Source organism: Streptomyces sp. Ru72, assembly GCF_002920635.1.
GTDB lineage: Bacteria > Actinomycetota > Actinomycetes > Streptomycetales > Streptomycetaceae > Streptomyces.
Window position 1 is genome coordinate 44,557 of record NZ_PQSR01000007.1, and the last position, 16,906, is coordinate 61,462.

General features: G+C 72.3%; 13 protein-coding genes and 1 pseudogene. 8 read left to right on the forward strand and 6 right to left on the reverse strand.

Annotated elements, in window-relative coordinates; translation table 11 throughout:
• The first annotated feature begins 289 nt into the window (after positions 1-289).
• A complete protein-coding gene (locus tag C3488_RS05305; RefSeq protein ID WP_258053296.1) occupies positions 290-2,329 on the forward strand; it encodes a SpoIIE family protein phosphatase in 2,040 nt (679 codons plus the stop codon).
• Between the two features lie 211 nt (positions 2,330-2,540).
• Here C3488_RS05305 and C3488_RS40400 read toward each other — a convergent pair whose 3' ends face one another.
• The 3 genes from C3488_RS40400 to C3488_RS05315 form a co-directional block, all read right to left on the reverse strand.
• The gene (locus tag C3488_RS40400; protein ID WP_181138889.1) at positions 2,541-2,711 is read right to left on the reverse strand and encodes a hypothetical protein; all 171 of its coding nucleotides are present in this window, start codon (positions 2,709-2,711) and stop codon (positions 2,541-2,543) included.
• Positions 2,711-3,487 (reverse strand): SDR family NAD(P)-dependent oxidoreductase, encoded by a 777-nt coding sequence (locus C3488_RS05310; RefSeq protein WP_103838123.1) that lies wholly within the window; start codon positions 3,485-3,487, stop codon positions 2,711-2,713. The genes C3488_RS40400 and C3488_RS05310 overlap by 1 nt, the downstream gene beginning before the upstream one ends.
• A 112-nt stretch (positions 3,488-3,599) precedes the next feature.
• On the reverse strand, positions 3,600-3,935 hold the full coding sequence (locus C3488_RS05315) for a YnfA family protein (protein WP_103838124.1): 336 nt from the start codon (positions 3,933-3,935) through the stop codon (positions 3,600-3,602).
• Positions 3,936-4,075: 140 nt separating this feature from the next.
• On the opposite strand from C3488_RS05315, the gene C3488_RS05320 reads away from it, so the two are divergent.
• From C3488_RS05320 to C3488_RS05330, 3 genes are all read left to right on the forward strand, one after another.
• Entirely contained in the window at positions 4,076-4,540 is a 465-nt protein-coding gene (locus C3488_RS05320) for a hypothetical protein (protein ID WP_103838125.1), read from the forward strand.
• Between the two features lie 179 nt (positions 4,541-4,719).
• The gene (locus C3488_RS05325) at positions 4,720-5,124 is read left to right on the forward strand and encodes a hypothetical protein (RefSeq protein ID WP_103838126.1); all 405 of its coding nucleotides are present in this window, start codon (positions 4,720-4,722) and stop codon (positions 5,122-5,124) included.
• Positions 5,125-5,181: 57 nt separating this feature from the next.
• Positions 5,182-6,051, forward strand: coding sequence for a hypothetical protein (locus tag C3488_RS05330; protein ID WP_146067834.1), 870 nt, complete (start codon positions 5,182-5,184; stop codon positions 6,049-6,051).
• Here the strand turns inward: C3488_RS05330 and C3488_RS05335 are convergent.
• Positions 6,032-8,954 (reverse strand): annotated as a pseudogene (locus tag C3488_RS05335) (AAA family ATPase). The gene C3488_RS05330 and the pseudogene C3488_RS05335 sit on opposite strands and share 20 nt — an antisense overlap.
• An 80-nt stretch (positions 8,955-9,034) precedes the next feature.
• On the reverse strand, positions 9,035-9,829 hold the full coding sequence (locus C3488_RS05340) for a helix-turn-helix domain-containing protein (protein WP_103838128.1): 795 nt from the start codon (positions 9,827-9,829) through the stop codon (positions 9,035-9,037).
• Between the two features lie 106 nt (positions 9,830-9,935).
• Between C3488_RS05340 and C3488_RS05345 the strand changes: the two genes are divergently transcribed.
• The 4 genes from C3488_RS05345 to C3488_RS05365 all read left to right on the forward strand — a co-directional run bounded on the left by C3488_RS05345 (position 9,936) and on the right by C3488_RS05365 (position 14,638).
• On the forward strand, positions 9,936-11,057 hold the full coding sequence (locus C3488_RS05345) for an LLM class flavin-dependent oxidoreductase (protein WP_103838129.1): 1,122 nt from the start codon (positions 9,936-9,938) through the stop codon (positions 11,055-11,057).
• Complete coding sequence (locus tag C3488_RS05350) at positions 11,054-11,821, forward strand: FMN reductase (protein ID WP_103838130.1); 768 nt, start codon at positions 11,054-11,056, stop codon at positions 11,819-11,821. The genes C3488_RS05345 and C3488_RS05350 overlap by 4 nt, the downstream gene beginning before the upstream one ends.
• 540 nt (positions 11,822-12,361) lie before the next feature.
• Positions 12,362-13,072 carry a response regulator transcription factor gene (locus tag C3488_RS05360; protein WP_181138890.1) on the forward strand — a complete coding sequence of 237 codons (711 nt, stop codon included), beginning with the start codon at positions 12,362-12,364 and terminating at the stop codon, positions 13,070-13,072.
• 48 nt (positions 13,073-13,120) lie between these two features.
• Positions 13,121-14,638 carry a HAMP domain-containing sensor histidine kinase gene (locus C3488_RS05365; RefSeq protein WP_103838209.1) on the forward strand — a complete coding sequence of 506 codons (1,518 nt, stop codon included), beginning with the start codon at positions 13,121-13,123 and terminating at the stop codon, positions 14,636-14,638.
• A gap of 5 nt (positions 14,639-14,643) precedes the next feature.
• Here C3488_RS05365 and C3488_RS05370 read toward each other — a convergent pair whose 3' ends face one another.
• A complete protein-coding gene (locus tag C3488_RS05370; RefSeq protein WP_103838132.1) occupies positions 14,644-16,599 on the reverse strand; it encodes an APC family permease in 1,956 nt (651 codons plus the stop codon).
• Between the last annotated feature and the right edge of the window lie 307 nt (positions 16,600-16,906).

Sequence of the window (16,906 nt, forward strand, 5' to 3'; positions counted from 1 at the left end):
TTCGGCGCCCTCCCCGACCTGCAGTTTCTCGCCGACCCGGAGGCCCTGCCCTACCGGCCGGGCCTGCTGGTCCGAGGCCTTGCGCGGCTGCCGGTCGGGCGCCATCCGCTTGAGCCGGCACGCGACCGCAGCGCATCCTGTCTGTGAGGCGACGCGCCCGGCCGGGCGCACTCGTCCAGCCCCACTCCAGCTGGTTGCCATGCCTGCAGACCACGTAGTCCCCGAAGGCCGTATACCCCCGGACCGGCAGTTTGCCGCCACGCCACAGCCCGACCCGACAACCGAGTCGATGCTGACCGAGTGGCTGCTCGGGAGCTCGCCGGTGGCCGTCATGGTGTACGACAGGCAACTCCGGTCCATCTGGCAGAACGCGGCGATGGCCCGGCTGCTCGGCCTGAGCGAACACGATCGCCAGGGCAAGCGCCTGGTCGATGTGCTGGACGGCCCCGATGTCACCGCCTGGGAGCAGCAGATGCGCCAGGTGCTCCTCACCGGCGAGTCGGCACTCGCCGCGGAGATCCACGGCCGCGCGGTCACCCATCCGGAACACGACCGCGTCTTCGCCGTCTCCGCATCCGCGCTGAAGGGCCACGACGGACAGGTGCGGGGCGTGTGCACAGTAGCGGCCGACATCACCGAGGAGTACCAGGCACGGCAACGCCTCGCCCTGCTGAACGAGGCCAGCACCCGGATCGGCAGCACCCTGGACGTCATCCGGACCGCCCAAGAGCTCGCCGACGTGGCCGTCCCTCTGATCGGCGACTGGGTCAACGTCGACCTGCTGGACACCCTGCTCGAGGGCGAAGAGCCCGGACCGTTCGCCGAAGGCGTGGCGCTGCGGCGGGTCGCCAACCAGTCGGTCATCCCCGGAGCACCGGAGGCCCTGCGCCAAGTCGGCGAAGTCGACTTCTACCCCGCGCACTCGCCCCCGGTCCGCTGCATGGCCACCAGCCGGGCGATCCTGCACCGGGTGACGGACCCGGCCGTACAGGACTGGCTGGCCAAGGACCCGGTAAGGGCCGACAGCTTCCGGGAGAACGACTTCAAGTCGATCATGGGCGTCCCGGTGTGTGCTCGGGGAACGGTCCTCGGCGTGGCGATCTTCCTCCGTCGCAGTGCCCGGCGCTTCACCGACGGGGACCGCCTGCTCGCGGAGGACCTCGTCGCCCGGGCCGCCGTCTGCCTGGACAACGCCCGCCGGTTCAGCCGCGAGCGGACCGCCGCGCTGGGGCTCCAGCAGAGCCTGCTTCCCCGGGGTATACCGCAGCAGCCCGCCGTCGAGGCGGCCTACCGCTACCTCCCAGCGGGGGGCCGGACCGGGGTCGGCGGCGACTGGTTCGACGTCATCCCACTGTCGGGGGCACGGGTGGCACTGGTCGTCGGCGATGTCGTGGGCCATGGTCTGGAGGCCGCCGCCGCCATGGGCCGCCTGCGGACCGCCGTGCGCACCCTTGCCGACGTCGACGTGCCCCCGGACGAACTGCTCACCCGCCTCGACGACCTGGTCCTCAGGATCGCCGACGAGGACGGCGGCCCAGGCACCACCACCGCCGACCTGGGGGCTACGTGCGCCTACGCCGTCTACGACCCGGTCTCGCGGACCTGCACCTGCGCACGGGCCGGCCACCCCCCGCCGTTCGTCGTGGATGCCGACGGCACGGCGAAGCAGGTCAAGGTGCCGGTCGGGCCCCCGCTCGGCCTCGGCAGCCTGCCGTTCGAGTCCGTCGAGGTCCCACTCGACGACGGCAGCCTGATCGCCCTTTACACGGACGGCCTGCTCGACGCCCACAAGCGGGACCTCGACCTAGGGCTGGACCGGCTGCGCACCGCCCTGGCCCGACCTTGTCCATCACTGGAGGACCTGTGCGACAGCGTGGTCGCAGATATGGTGCCGACCGGGCACTCCGATGACATCGCGCTGGTCATCGCGCGCACCCGGCCTCTGGACACCGCCCATGTCGCCGCGATGGAGGTCCCGGCCGACCCGGCGGCCGTGGCCGACACCCGATCCTGGGCGTTGGACCGGCTGGCCGCCTGGGGACTTGACGACCACTCCTTCGTCACCGAGCTGGTCGTCAGCGAACTCGTCACCAACGCCATCCGGTACGGACAACCGCCGATCCAGCTCCGTCTCCTCAACGTCGGCAACCTGATCTGCGAGGTCTCCGACGCCAGCAGCACCGCCCCTCACATGCGCCGGGCCCGCCTCTCCGACGAGGGCGGACGCGGGCTGCTCCTGGTTGCACAGCTGACCCACCGCTGGGGCACCCGCCACAGCCGACAGGGCAAGACGATCTGGTGCGAGCAGCCCATCAGGGCGTCGAGCTGACCATGGACCCCACGCCGGTCACCGTAACCCCGCCGGACTGCGAGCAGCACCTGCTGAGCCGTGCCTGCCGGGATCCCGACGAGATCCGTGGACGGCCCGTGGCTTGCGCCCAGAGAGAGCGCGGCGGATATCGCCTGATCAAGGCCCGTCTTGCGGACTGCCTCAATGAGCAGGACCGAGCCGGCCCCCATGGCCCGGCCCGTCCCGGGTTTCACTTCGCGTGTCGTACCGCGTAGATCATCACGAACGCCACGATGTGGATGCCGAAGAGGAAGTACGCCAGGTAGTACCAGACGTAGCGTTCGCGTTTCTTCTCCAGGGAGAGGCGTTGCTGTTCGGCTGCGCGGTCCGCGTCGTCGGCCGGTGGGGTCGGGACGCCCATCAAAGGTCCCTGTGGACCTTCGTGTTCGAGGCCTGGGCGCGCGGGCGGACCACCAGGAGGTCGACGTTGACGTGGCTGGGGCGGGTGACCGCCCAGGTGATCGTGTCGGCGACGTCGTCCGCCGTCAGGGGCTCGGCGACGCCCTCGTAGACCTTCGCCGCCTTGTCCGGGTCGCCGCCGAAGCGGGTCAGCGCGAACTCGTCCGTCTTCACCATGCCGGGGGCGATCTCGATCACGCGGACCGGGGTGCCGACGATCTCCAGGCGCAGCGTCTCGGCGAGGACGTGCTCGGCGTGCTTGGCGGCGACGTAGCCCGCGCCGCCCTCGTAGGTGGCGTGGCCGGCGGTGGAGGAGACGACGACCACCGTGCCGTCGCCGCTCGCGGTCAGGGCGGGGAGCAGGGCCTGGGTGACGTTGAGGGTGCCGAGGACGTTCGTCTCGTACATCCGGCGCCAGTCCTCGGGGTCGCCGGTCGCGACCGGGTCGGCGCCGAGCGCGCCGCCCGCGTTGTTCACGAGGACGCCGATCGTCTTGAACGCGGTCGCGAACTCGTCGACCGCCGCGCGGTCGGTGACGTCGAGCGCGTACGCCGTCGCCGAGTGGCCGGCGTCGGTGAGCTCCTCCGCCAGCGCCTCGATACGGTCCTTGCGGCGGGCGGTGAGGACCACGCGATAGCCCGCTTCGGCCAGTTGCCGGGCCGTCGCGGCGCCGATTCCGCTGCTCGCGCCCGTGACGACGGCGATACGGGAGGCGGCGGAGGGTGCTGCGGCGGTCATGGGCGACTCCTCGACGGTCGTTCGGCAGTTGCTCGTTCATGCGGGCGTATGAGCGGCCTGCGCCCAGGATAGGTGGCGGGGGCACGCGCCCGGCGGGGTGCCCGAAGCGTGGTCAGTGGCCCCGCGGCGCCCACATGATCACGGCCATTCCGGCGATGCAGATCAGCGCCCCGGTCACATCCCAGCGGTCGGGGCGGTAGCCGTCCGCCACCATGCCCCAGGCCAGTGAACCGGCCACGAACACACCGCCGTACGCCGCCAGGACGCGGCCGAAGTGGGCGTCCGGCTGGAACGTGGCGACGAAGCCGTAGATGCCGAGAGCCATGACGCCAGCGCCGACCCACAGCCATCCGCGGTGCTCGCGCACGCCCTGCCAGACCAGCCAGGCGCCGCCGATCTCGAACAGCGCGGCGAGGAGGAACAGGGCGGCGGAGCGGAGGATCAGCATGCGGCCACCCTCGCATGCGCTCTCCTGAGCGTCCGCCGGCCCTCGGACGTCCTCACCTCACCTGCCCGGCGGCGCCTGTCCCGGCGTCCGCGTGGCATACATGCGGTGATGTGCGCGGGTCGACGCGGAGGACGTGAGGTATGCGGAAGCGGATCGCAGGTGGGCTGGGCGTGGTCCTGGCGGTGGGTGCCGCCGTGCCCGCCGCGGCGGCGGTGGCGGGGCCCAGGGTCGTCCTCGCCTCGCACGGACATGTGACCCTGAGCGGCGGCCGGGCCGACGTACGCCTCACCCCGCGCAACGACGGGTGGGCCGCCGTCGCCGGTGCGACCGTACGGCTGCACTTCTCGCGTGCCCTGGACGGCCCGCAGCAGTTGCCGGAGGCTTGCGCGGTGGCCGATCCGAGCACGGTGCTGTGCGGGACCGGTCCGCTGGCAGCGGGCGGTGCGGGCCGGGAGATCCGGCTGCGGGTGGGTCTCGAGGGGGCGCCGGGCGAGGTGCGGCTGGAGGTCGACACCCTGCGTGAGGGCGACGCAGGGGACCGTGACCCGGCCGGCGACCGGCAGCGTGTGCTCGCTCTGGACACGGGGGACGACTACGCCTTCTGAGGGCTCCCGCCGTGCCCGTCGACGGTCGGTGCGGCACGCGGAGTACGTCGTCGTGGGCGTGGACGCGTTGGCCGGGGCGCCGACGACGGTCGACGCCGTGCACGCCACGGGACGCTACGTACCCGCATTACGTAGCCTTACCGACGCGCGCCCGGCGGCACCGCCGGTACAACTCAGGCATGTCCACGCAGAGTTCGGTCGAGCGCATGCCGCGGAACGTCAAGGTGGCCCTCTGGGTCATCTGGTTCCAGGCCCTCCTCAGCGTCGCCGCGGCGGTCGTGATCCTGTCCGTCGTGAGTGACGCGGTCGATCACGGCCGCGGCGAGGGCACCGGGTTGATCTCCGCCCTGGCCTACCTCACTTTCCTGACGTCGGCGCTGCTGGTGGCTGCCGGGATCGCCGCGCCACGGCGCTTCGGGTGGGTGCGCGGCACGGTCGTCGCCGTTGAGGTGCTGAACCTGGTGGGCGGGGTGATCGGGTTGCTGAAGGGTGGTGGGGTCTCGCTCATCGGGGGGATCGCGCTCGGCGCCGCCATCCTGCGCATCTTCCTGTCCGACGAGGCCAAGGCCTGGTTCAGCCGCTGAGACGGCCGCTGAGCAGCGATGAGGGAACGAGCCCGACGGGGAGGGGGGATGGGCCCGGTGAGCCGGTCACGGAGGGGAGCTCGCGGGGGGAGGCCGGCCGCCGGACTGCTGGCCGCGCTCGTGCTGCTGCTGACCGGCTGCTCGGGTGGTGGCGCCGACACCGGCGACACGGCCGCCGGGCCGTCGGTGTCGGCGGCCACCTCCGTCACCGGCGCCCCGGCGCCCGCCGCCACCGCGCCCTCCGCCTCGCCGACACCGCCCTACCCCACCGGCTCCGCAGGCTGTCACCCCGGCGACGGGTGGACCCAGAAGGAGACGGCCGACTGGGTGCGGCTGGAGAGCGAGACGCCCGACACGTTCACCCCGGCCGCGGGGAGCGTCCGCCTGCGCACATCCCTCCTCGGCTACGACGGGCCGCTGTGCGCACCGGTCACCGTCCAGGTGCAGTTCTGGAAGCTCACCTACGGCAGCACGGGGAAGCGCGACGTGGTCCCCCGTCCCACCGAGAGCGGCCCCGACTACTACTTCTCCATGCGGTCCCTGGGGAGGACCCAGGTGCGGTTCGACGGCACCGCGGAGAAGAGCGTTCCGGTGCCGAAGAGCCTGTACGACGACAACCGCACCGTGTGCGAAGGCGCTTTGCTGGCCGTGTACGTGGGCAAACCGCTGCTGGACAGGGAACTGCCGAAGGAGATCCGGATCGGCGGTTCCCTGTCGGACTACGACCCCCTCCTCGGCGACCATGTGCCCTTCAGGACGGAGCGAATCGCGGAACAGCAGCTGTCCCCGCCCACCGCGCCGCAGGTGTGCGGCCCCGACGGCACACCGACCGCCGACCCGTCCCGCACTCCGGGGCTCACCGACCCGCTCGACCCGACGGACCGTCCCTCCTTCGATCTCGGGGACCTCATGCCGGCCACTCCCTAGGGCGGCGGCGGTGCGGCCCGAAACGCGATCCGTCACGGCGGGCCATCAGTCCCGTCAGCGCCGCCCGGGAGGAGACACCGGTCTTGCGGTAGATGCGCGAGACATGGGTCTCCACCGTGCGGCGGCTCAGAAAGAGCCGGGTCGCGATCGCCTGGCTCGTCAGGCCCTCCGCGACCAGTTCGGCTATCTCCAGCTCGCGTGCGGTGAGTCCGGCCAGCAGCGCGTCGGGGCCCCGTCCGGCGTCGGCGACCGACGGCCGCACCGCCTCCGCCAGGCCCGCCAGCATCCCGGAACCCCCGGCCGAGGCCAGCCGCTGCGCCCTGCTCCAGGCGGCGTGGGCACGCCCTGCGCCCTCGGTCGAGGCGAGCAGCGGGGCGCCCAGCAGCAGCGAGTACGCCTCCCAGAAGACGGCACCGCACCGGGCGCTCTCCGCGGCCGCCCTCGGTGAACAGGTGCGCCGCCGCGGCCACGTCGCCTTCGGCCAGCGGAAGGTGGGCCCTGCTGCGCATCGCCGAGCCCCGCTGCACCGGCAGCCCGAGCTGCTCGGCCTCCTTGCGGGCCCGCTCCGCCCAGATCCGCGCCGCGTCCCGGTCGCCGTCGGACACGGCGGCGGTGACCAGGATCTCCAGGAAGAGGGGGCGCATCGAGGGCTGGAGGCGCAGCAGTTCGGGACCGCCGGCGTGGAGGACGGCGTCCCGGGCGCGGGCGCTGTCGCCGGCGATGAGGGCCGCGTAACCGAGCATGCACCTGGCCATGGAGGCCCACCAGTTCTCACCCGGCCCGGCGGCCGCCACCGCCTCCTCGGCCGCGGCCAGGGGCCGGGGGTCGCCGGGCGGGCAGGCCGCGATCAGGGCGTGTGCCTTGTTGGCCAGGACGAACGCCAGCAGCTCGTCGCTGCCGATGCCGCGCGCGATGTCCTCGGCCTCCTCGGCCAGTTCCACGGCCGAGGGCAGTCGGCAGGTCTGGATGCGGAGGTGGGCCTTGCACAGCAGCAGGTGCGGCAGCAGATAGACCTGCCCGCTGCGCCGGGCGATGCCCAGGCCGCGGTCGGCGTGCCGCTCGGCGTCGGCGAAGCGTTCCAGGAACGCCTCCGCCCAGCCGAGCCTGGCCAGCGGTTCGCACAGGCCCCTGAGGTGGTTGTCGGGCAGGGCGTCCACCAGTGCGGCCGCCTGCCGCGCGAAGCGGTTCGCCGCGGCCGTGTCCCCCTCGTACGCCTCTCCCAGCGCGGACACGGCGAGCGCCCCCGCCTCGCCGAGTTCGTCGTCGAGGGAGCGGGCGAGGACGACGGTGCGCGCCATGTCGGCGCGGATCTCGGGGTACCTGGTGTCGTGCGGTGCCGACGAGCCCAGTTCGAGGGCCAGTTGCACCGCGTCGGCCGGAGCGGGGCCGGGCGTGCGGGCCAGCTCGCGGCGCAGCAGTGCGACCGCTTCCGCGTACCGTCCCAGGTGCCGTTCCATGAGGGCGCACAGCACCACGGCGGTGGCCCGGATGCCGGAGTCGTCGTCCCCGGACAGTGCGATCACCTCGTGCAGCAGGTCCCGGCTCTCCCGCAGGCTGCCGGACACCCCGAGCGCGCGGGCACGGACCAGCATCAGCTCGCGGCGCCGTGCGGACTGCTCCGGGGTGTGCGGCAGATGCCCGAGCACCACCTCGAGCCAGTGGGCACAGCTCGCCGGTGCGGTGCCGGCGGCCTGCTCGGCGGCCTCGGTCAGGACGGCCGCGGCCTCGGGGTCCCAGCCGGTCATCGCCCGCTCGACGTGGTGGGCCCGCTCGGCGGCCGGGGCGCCGAGGCGTGCCAGTTCGGCGGCGGCCAACCGGTGGATCTCGGTCCGGCGCCACGGGTCGGTGCCCTGGTGCACCAGGGTTCTGATGACGGGGTGGCGCAGGGCGAGCCGTCCCTGTGCCGCGGGGCGCAGCAGGTCGCGGCGGGTCAGGTCCGTCAGGGCGGCCGTCAGCCGGCCGTGGGTGAGACCGGTGACATGGGCCAGCATGGCCGGGGTGGCGTGGTCGCCGAGGGCGGCGACCGCCTCCACCGTGTCGCGCTGCGCGGGGCCCAGCGGTGTCAGTTCGTCCAGCAGCAGCGAACCGAGGCCGAGCGGGGCCGGGTGCCGCGCCGTCGCGCCCGCGCGGTGGGCCTGCGAGAGGGCGAGGAAGTACAGCGGGTTGCCGCCGCTGGCCGAGTACAGCTCCACGGCCTCGTCGCGCGGAAGGTCGGGGGTGAGCTCTTCGACGCACTCGCGTTCACCCAGGGGGCCGAGGCCGAGCCGGAGCACGGTGGCGTTGTCGATGCCCCGGGTGAGAGCGGCGGTCAGCGAGGCCGGGGTCTGGCGGTCGCGGCGGGCGGTGACGAGGACGACGCGGGCCGGCACGGGGTGGCGTACGAGGTGGTCGACGAGCTCCAGGGATGCCGCGTCGGCCCAGTGCAGGTCGTCCAGGGCCACGAGCAGGCCGGGGCCGGCGAGGTGGGCCAGCAGGGCGGCGGTGGCCCGGTGGAGTCCGAAGCGGTCGGCCGGGCCGTCGGGGCGCGGCCGACCGGAGCCGCCGTGCAGCAGCGGGGCGACCGCGTCGGCGTCCGGGAAGCCGGCCGCGGCGCCCGGGGGTAAGTCGGCCAGGGCCTCGGTGAACGGCTGGAACGGGATGTGCTGCTCGTACTCGGTGGCCCTGCCGCGCAGCACGGTCATGCCGCGCCGCCGTGCGCGTGCGCAGATCTCGCTCAGCAGCCGGCTCTTGCCGATGCCGGCTTCGCCGGTGACGTCGACGAGCGGGGGAGGGCCGCCGGGACCGCCCGGGCCGAGCGCCTGGCCCAGCAGCCGGTCGAAGAGCCGCAGTTCCGTCGTCCGGCCGGCGAGCGGTGCGCCGGGCCCGCGGGCCGGCGGATCGTCATGCGGTGCGGCGGTTCCCATGTGCCCTCCCCCGAGCGCTGTTCCCTCTGCTGATTCCTACCCCACACCGGGCTCGCCGGTCACTGCCGCCGACCGGTGTCTCACGGGGTGCCGTGCCGAACGTAGGCCGTGGGGGGTACCCCCACCGTCGCTGTGAAGTCCCTCACCAGATGGGCCTGGTCCGCGTAGCCCAGGTCGGCCGCCAGGCCCGCCCAGTCCACCGCCCTCTCGGTCTCCGCGCGTTCCAGGGCCTCGTGGATGCGGTAGCGCAGGACGACCCACTTGGGGCCCACGCCCACGTACGCGGCGAACAGGCGCTGCATGACCCGTACGGACATGCCCTCGGAGCGGGCGAAGTCGGTGACGCGGCGGATGGTGCGGTCCGTGCGGATGCGGTCGACGAGGGCCATGGCGAGGTCGGCCCGGGGGTCGGGCAGGGGGGCGAGGCCGAGGAGGAAGGTGTCCAGGGCTGTGACACGGGCGTCCTCGTCGTCGGGGGCGAGGACGGTGCGCGCGTCGGCTTCCGGGAGCACGATCCGCTTGCCCGTCCACTCCGAGACCGACCGGTCGGGGAAGAAGGGGCGGAAGCCGCCCGGGCGGAACTGGATGCCGCAGACGCGGCCCTTTCCCTCCAGTTTCCGGGTGAAGAGCTCCAGGCCGATACCGGCGATCTCGGCGAAGGGCTCCTGGTCCTCGTACTGCTGGAAGACGATGTTCACGGACGGGTGCGGCACCACGTGTGAGGCGTAGGGCCGGGTCAGGTCCCAGTCGATCAGCCAGTAGTGCTCCAGGTACGGCCGCAGGGGCTCGGCCGGTTCGCGGCGGCGGAAGTCCACGTGCGCGAAGAGCTCCGCTGCGTCGACGATTCCTCGGGTGTCACGGCGGGGGGCGGCCATGTCCGGGATCGTACGAGCGGGCACTGACAAGGGCGGAATAGCGGGAGAGGCGGATCCGTTTGCGGGTATAGTTGAATCATAAACAACCTGGAGGGTGTGAGCGACCATGCAGTTCGGAATCTTCAGCGTCGGTGATGTCACGCCGGACCCGACCACCGGCCGGACGCCGACCGAGCGCGAGCGGATCAAGGCCATGGTCGCCATCGCGCTGAAGGCGGAGGAGGTCGGCCTGGACGTCTTCGCGACGGGCGAGCACCACAACCCGCCGTTCGTGCCGTCGTCCCCGACCACGATGCTCGGCTACATAGCCGCCCGCACCGAGAAGCTGATCCTCTCCACGTCCACCACCCTCATCACCACCAACGACCCGGTGAAGATCGCCGAGGACTACGCGATGCTCCAGCACCTCGCGGACGGCCGGGTCGACCTGATGATGGGGCGCGGCAACACCGGCCCGGTGTATCCGTGGTTCGGGCAGGACATCCGGGAGGGCATCAACCTCGCCATCGAGAACTACGCCCTGCTGCGCCGGCTGTGGCGCGAGGACGTGGTGAACTGGGAGGGCAAGTTCCGCACGCCGTTGCAGGGCTTCACGTCCACGCCCCGGCCGCTGGACGACGTACCGCCGTTCGTCTGGCACGGCTCGATCCGCTCCCCGGAGATCGCCGAGCAGGCCGCCTTCTACGGCGACGGCTTCTTCCACAACAACATCTTCTGGCCCGCCGACCACACCAAGCGCATGGTCGAGTTCTATCGGGAGCGCTTCGCCCACTACGGGCACGGCACACCCGAGCAGGCGATCGTCGGCCTGGGCGGGCAGGTGTTCATGCGGAAGAACTCCCAGGACGCGGTGCGCGAGTTCCGGCCCTACTTCGACAACGCGCCGGTGTACGGGCACGGCCCGTCCCTCGAGGACTTCACCGAGCAGACCCCGCTGACCGTCGGGTCGCCGCAGCAGGTGATCGAGAGGACGCTGGGCTTCCGCGAGTACGCCGGGGACTACCAGCGGCAGCTGTTCCTGATGGACCACGCGGGACTGCCCCTGAAGACCGTGCTGGAGCAGCTCGACATGCTCGGCGAGGAGGTCGTTCCGGTGCTGCGGAAGGAGTTCGCCAAGGACCGGCCGGCCGGCGTGCCGGACGCGCCGACGCACGCGTCGCTGCTGGCCGCCGAGGAAGCCGGGCAGAGCGCGCAGGAGACCGCCGCGGAAGGGGTGAGCACCGTATGAAAAAGCTGGTCGTCGTCTCGGCGGGGCTGAGCGTGCCGTCGTCGACGCGGCTGCTCGCGGACCGGCTGGCCGCCGCGGTGGAGGACAGGGCGCCGGTGTCGGTGCGGGTCGTGGAGTTGCGGGACCTCGCCGTGGAGATCGCGCACAACTTCACGAACGGCTTTCCGGGCCGGGCGCTCGCCGCCGCGCTCGAGGCCGTGACGGAGGCGGACGGGCTGATCGTCGTCACGCCGGTGTTCTCGGCGTCGTACAGCGGGCTGTTCAAGTCGTTCTTCGACGTGCTGGAGAAGGACGCGCTGGTGGGCAAGCCGGTCCTGGTCGCCGCCACCGGCGGCTCGGCCCGGCATTCCCTGGTCCTGGACCACGCGCTGCGTCCGCTCTTCTCCTACCTGCGCGCGGTGGTCGCCCCGACGGGCGTCTACGCGGCGTCGGAGGACTGGGGCGCGGAGGGCCTGCCGGAACGGATCGAACGGGCGGCGGGGGAGCTGGCCGGGCTGATGGGGGCGGGCTCCCTCCGGGAGGGGCCGGACGCGCCGGTGACGGTCCCTGCCCCTTCCGCACCTGAGCCTCGCGGGTCCCTTGCCGGGCCCGCCGGGTCCGTGGCGGAGCCTGCCGGTGCCCTGCCGCAGCCCGCGGCAGCGAAGAGCGCGGCCGGGGCGGCGCACGGCGACGGCACGCCCGCGGGGAACGGCCGTGGCGCGACCGTCTCGCACGGCTTCCGGGTGGTCCCGTTCGAGGAGCAGCTGGCCGCCCTGCGGGGCTAGGGTCTTTCGTTCGGATCAGGCCGGATCAGGGAGCGGGGCATGGTGCGTGCAGCTGCAAGGCGGAGGAGGGAGTCGACGCGGAGCGTCGGCGAGTGACGACAACGCCGCAGATGTGCGTGCCATGCCCCGCGAGCCCGGCATGATCCAAACGAGAGGCCCAAGGGTCTTTCGTTCGGATCATGCCGTGGGTGAGGGTGGGCCGCCGCCGTCGTGCGTGCCGGCCCACCCTTCCGCGTCGGCCGGTCTCCGGACCGGGGGGAGGATCCGGGACCGGCCGCGCGGACCCTCGCCCGGCCACGCCCTGGGATGGCGGGCCGGGCGGGCTCGGGGATTCGGCGGACCGTCGGCCGCCGTGCCGCGGCCCGCCTCGATGGCTCTCCGCGTCCCCCCCCGGAGGGTCACGCGGTGATGTCGACTTCGCCGACACAGTGGCCCGACCAGGTAAGTCACCGCGGCTGAGGCGGTGAGAGGCGGGTAAGAAGCCCCTTCCTCGCTCCACCACCCGCTGGTGCACCGCCGTGACCTTGGCAGACTGGGGGCGTGACCCAGACAGTGCTGCTCGCCGAGGACGACCGCGCCATCCGCCATGCCCTGGAACGCGCGCTGACGCTGGAGGGTTATCAGGTGACCGCCGTGGCCGACGGGGTCGAGGCCCTCGCCCAGGCCCACCGCAGCCGCCCCGACGTGCTCGTCCTCGATGTGATGATGCCCGGCATCGACGGCCTCCAGGTGTGCCGGGTGCTGCGTGCCGAGGGCGACCGCACGCCCATCCTGATGCTGACCGCGCTGGTCGAGACGGCCGACCGCATCGCGGGCCTGGACGCGGGCGCCGACGACTACGTCGTCAAACCGTTCGACGTCGAGGAGGTCTTCGCCCGGCTCCGGGCCCTGCTGCGCCGCAGCAACGGCGGCTCCTTCGAGGCCCCCAAGGAGGAGGACAAGACCCCCACCGGCCAGGTGTCCGTCGCCGGGCTGCGCATGGACGTGCAGGCGCGCCGGGCGTGGCGAGGCGAGCGCGAGCTGGAACTGACCCGCACCGAGTTCGACCTGCTGGAACTGCTCGCCCGCAACGCGGGCATCGTCCTGGACCACGCCACGATCTACGACCGCATCTGGGGTTACGACTTCGGCCCCGGATCCAAGAACCTCGCCGTCTACGTGGGCTATCTGCGGCGCAAGCTCGACGAGCCGGGCGCGCCGGCGCTCATCCACACGGTACGTGGCGTGGGGTACGTACTGAGGGAGGACTAGGTGCCTCCACCGCGTCGATCGGGCGCCGACGTGGCCGTCGGGTTCTGGATGAGCCTGTGGCATCGGCTGCCGGCCGGGCTCCGCGGCCGGCTGCGGCTGCGGGCCAGGCTGCGCAAGGTGTCCTCGTTGCGGACGACCTTCACGGTGTCGTTCGCGGCCGTCGCCGCCGGCGTCACCGTCCTCGTCGGATTTCTGAGCTACGACGCCGCCGCCCGCCTGGTGCGCGTCGACCAGCAGACCGTGTTCACCCAGGTCGTCGCCGACCTGCGGGCCCAGGTCAGCCAGAAGCAGCTGATGCCGGACGACTTCGCCATCTCCGACAAGGACCACGACACCCCGCGCGACGACATCATCCGGCCCGCCCGCACGGTCGTGCAGGTGCTCGGCCCCGGCGGCGCGGTCGTCGACCACTCCAACCCGCCGCTGCCCGTGGGCGCCGACGACCGCAAGATCGCCGCCAGTGCCAAGGCCGCCAAGCTGCTGGAGCACCGGAACGTCGACGTCGGCGGCGACGTCTACCGGGTCGCGACCGTGGCGCTCGGCCACGGCCGCGGCGGGGTGCAGGTCGCCCAGGAGCTCAGCTCCACCGAGGACCTGCTGCGCAGCCTCCAGCAGCGCACGGCCTTGTTGATGGGAGCGGTCGTGATCGCGGCCGGCCTGTTCGGCTGGTGGCTGGCCCGGCGGATGACCCGGCGGCTGGTCGTCCTCGCGGGGGCCGCGGAGGACGTGGCGCGCACTCGACGGCTCGGCATCCAGGTGCCGGTCACCGGGAACGACGAGGTGGGCCGTCTCGGCCGCTCCTTCGACCGCATGCTCGGGCGCCTCGCCCAGTCGGAGGAGGACCAGCGGCGCCTGGTGCAGGACGCGGGTCACGAGCTGCGCACGCCGCTCACCTCGCTGCGGACGAACATCTCCCTGCTGCGCCGGATAGACGAGCTGCCGCCCGCCGCCCGCGAGGAGCTGGTCGCCGACCTCGCGGAGGAGTCCCGCGAGCTGACCGACCTGGTGAACGAGCTGGTCGCGCTGGCGGCCGGGCAGTCGGACACCGAGCCGGTGCAACGGCTGACGCTGGCCGACGTCGCGGAGGACGCGGCGACGATCGCCCGGCGGCGTACGGGGCGCGAGATCGTCGTCCGGGCCAGTGGTGACACGACGGTCGACGGCCGTACCACGGCCTTGCAGCGGGCGGTTTCGAACCTGCTGGAGAACGCGGCGAAGTTCGACCGGGACGCCGAGGCGCCGATCGAGATCGTCGTGACCGGTCCCGAGCATCCGCTCCAGCTGGAGGACTCGGACGAGCCCGAGAGCGGGGCGCCGCTGGGGATCGTACGGGTGGAGGTGCTGGATCGGGGGCCCGGGATCGAGGAGCCGGATCTCATGCGGATCTTCGACCGGTTCTACCGGGCCGCGGACGCGCGGAGTCTGCCGGGGTCCGGGCTGGGGTTGTCGATCGTGCGGGAGGTCGCCACCTCGCACGGGGGTGCCTCGTTCGCGTACCGGCGTGAGGGGGGCGGGGCGGTCATCGGGTTCACGGTGGGCGGGGGAGCCAGGGCCGGGGGCGACTGACCGGGTCACCCGACGTGCACGCGCGGCCGGCGCGCCCGGTTCGGTTCCGCTTCGCGCAGGACCTCGCGGGTGACCGGGGCCACCTCCCCCTGGCCGAAGAGGAAGAAGCGCAGGAAGTTGGCGAACGGGTTGCCCTCGGTCCACTCGAAGTAGATGTGCGGGATGCAGCCGGTGCTCTCCCGGACGTGCAGCAGCAGGGCCGCGAGGGCGTTGGGGATCGAGGACGACTCCAGGGTGAGCACCCGGTAGCGGCCGTGCATGACCTCGCCGCGGACCGTCATGCTCGACTCGAACTCCGAGGGGTCGCCGACGGTCACCTCCACGAAGACGAAGTCCTCCTGCGGTGGCAGGTCGTTGTCGTTGCGGATCTGCTCGATCTTTTCCCGGTATTCCGCGAAGTCCCGTTTGTTCGGCTCGTTGGCGATGAAGCGGATACGGCGGCTGGCGATATCTCTGACGAAACGTTCCGCCATGTCGTCGAGCGTCACGCTGGTCACGCGCAACTCGAAGGCACGGGCCAGCCGCGACAGCAGCGAGACGAGGATGATCCCGGCGATGAAGCAGGCGCCGATCTTCACACCGTCCGGCCGCTCGATGACGTTCGCGACCGTCGTGTAGAGGAACACCGCGGAGATCACCGTGAAGACGACCACCAGACGGCGCTGGTGGGCCTTGTGGGTGGCGATGGTCACCGCGATCGCCGCCGACGACATCAGCACCAGCACGCCGGTGGCGTAGGCGCCTCCCTGGGCGTCGACGTCGGCGTCGAAGATCCAGGTGACGACGAAGGCGATCAGGGTGAAGACGATGACCATGGGGCGCACCGCGCGGGCCCAGTGCGGGGCCATGCCGTAGCGGGGCAGGTAGCGGGGCATCAGGTTGAGCAGCCCGGCCATGGCGGAGGCGCCGGCGAACCACAGGATCGCGATCGTGGAGATGTCGTAGACCGAGCCGAAGCCGCTTCCGAGGTAATCGTGCGCGAGGTACGCCAGCGCGCGCCCGTTCGCGGGACCGCCCGGCTTGAACGCGGGCGCCGGGATCAGCAGCGTCGTGATGAAGCTGGTGGTGATCAGGAAGACGCTCATGACGAGGGCGGCCGTGGTCAGCAGCTTCCTGGTGTCCCGGATCCGGCCGGTGGGCTTGTCCTCGGTGTCGCCGGGGTCGCCCTGGACGTGGGGCATGACGGCGACACCGGTCTCGAAGCCGGACAGGCCGAGCGCGAGCTTCGGGAAGACGAACAGGGCCAGCCCGACCATGACGAACACATTGCCGTGCTGGACGGTCAGGGCGGCGGTCCAGTCGGTGACGACGTGCTCGGCGGTCAGCACGTGCCACAGACCCACGACCACGACGACGGCGTTCAGCGCCAGGTACACGCCGACCAGGGCGACCGCTACGCCGATGGCCTCCAGGAAGCCCTTGAGGAAGACGGCACCGAGCAGGGCGATCAGGAAAAGAGTGATCAGCATCTGGTGGCCGTGCAGGGCGCCGGTGAGGTGGGGGTTCTGGATCAGGTGGGTGGAGGCGTCGGCGGCGGAGAGGGTGATGGTGATCAGGAAGTCGGTGGCGGCGAAGCCGAGCAGGGTGAGGACGAAGAGCTTGCCCTGCCAGAAGGAGAGCAGGCGCTCCAGCATGGCGATGGAGCCTGCGCCGTGCGGGCTCTCCTCGGCGACGCGGCGGTAGACGGGCAGGGCGCCGGCCAGGGTGACGGCGACGAGGACGACGGTGGCGACGGGGGAGAGCAGGCCGGCGGCGAGGGCGGCGATGCCGGGCTGGTAGCCGAGGGTGGAGAAGTAGTCGACGCCGGTCAGGCACATCACGCGCCACCAGCGCTGGCCCTTGTGCGGGGGCGCGGCCGGGGCGTGCGGACCCTGCGGGACGTCCGCCTTGCTCATGTCGGACAGCCCCTGCAGCATCCACGCCCGCAACCGGCTCGGGCGAACGTGCTCCGTGGCGGCCATCGGCGTGCTCCTGCCATACGGCTCTGCGAACGGGCCCCGACCACCTACGGCACATCCATCCCATACGTGGCCATAGAGGATGCCGCGCTACCAGCGTAGGCGGAGGGAGGGGGCGGGGGCCTTCGCACGGCGTGGGGAGGGGCCGGCGCGGGCCGGTGCGAGTCGGTGTGGATCGGCGGCAGCGACTCGAAGCGGAACAAGGTAAGAAATAGCTCGCCGAGGTGACCCGATCCACCTGCTCTGATTACAAGAGGTAACCGGTTTGGGGGTGTCGGCGTTACTGCAATGCGGTGACATCCGGGTCGCC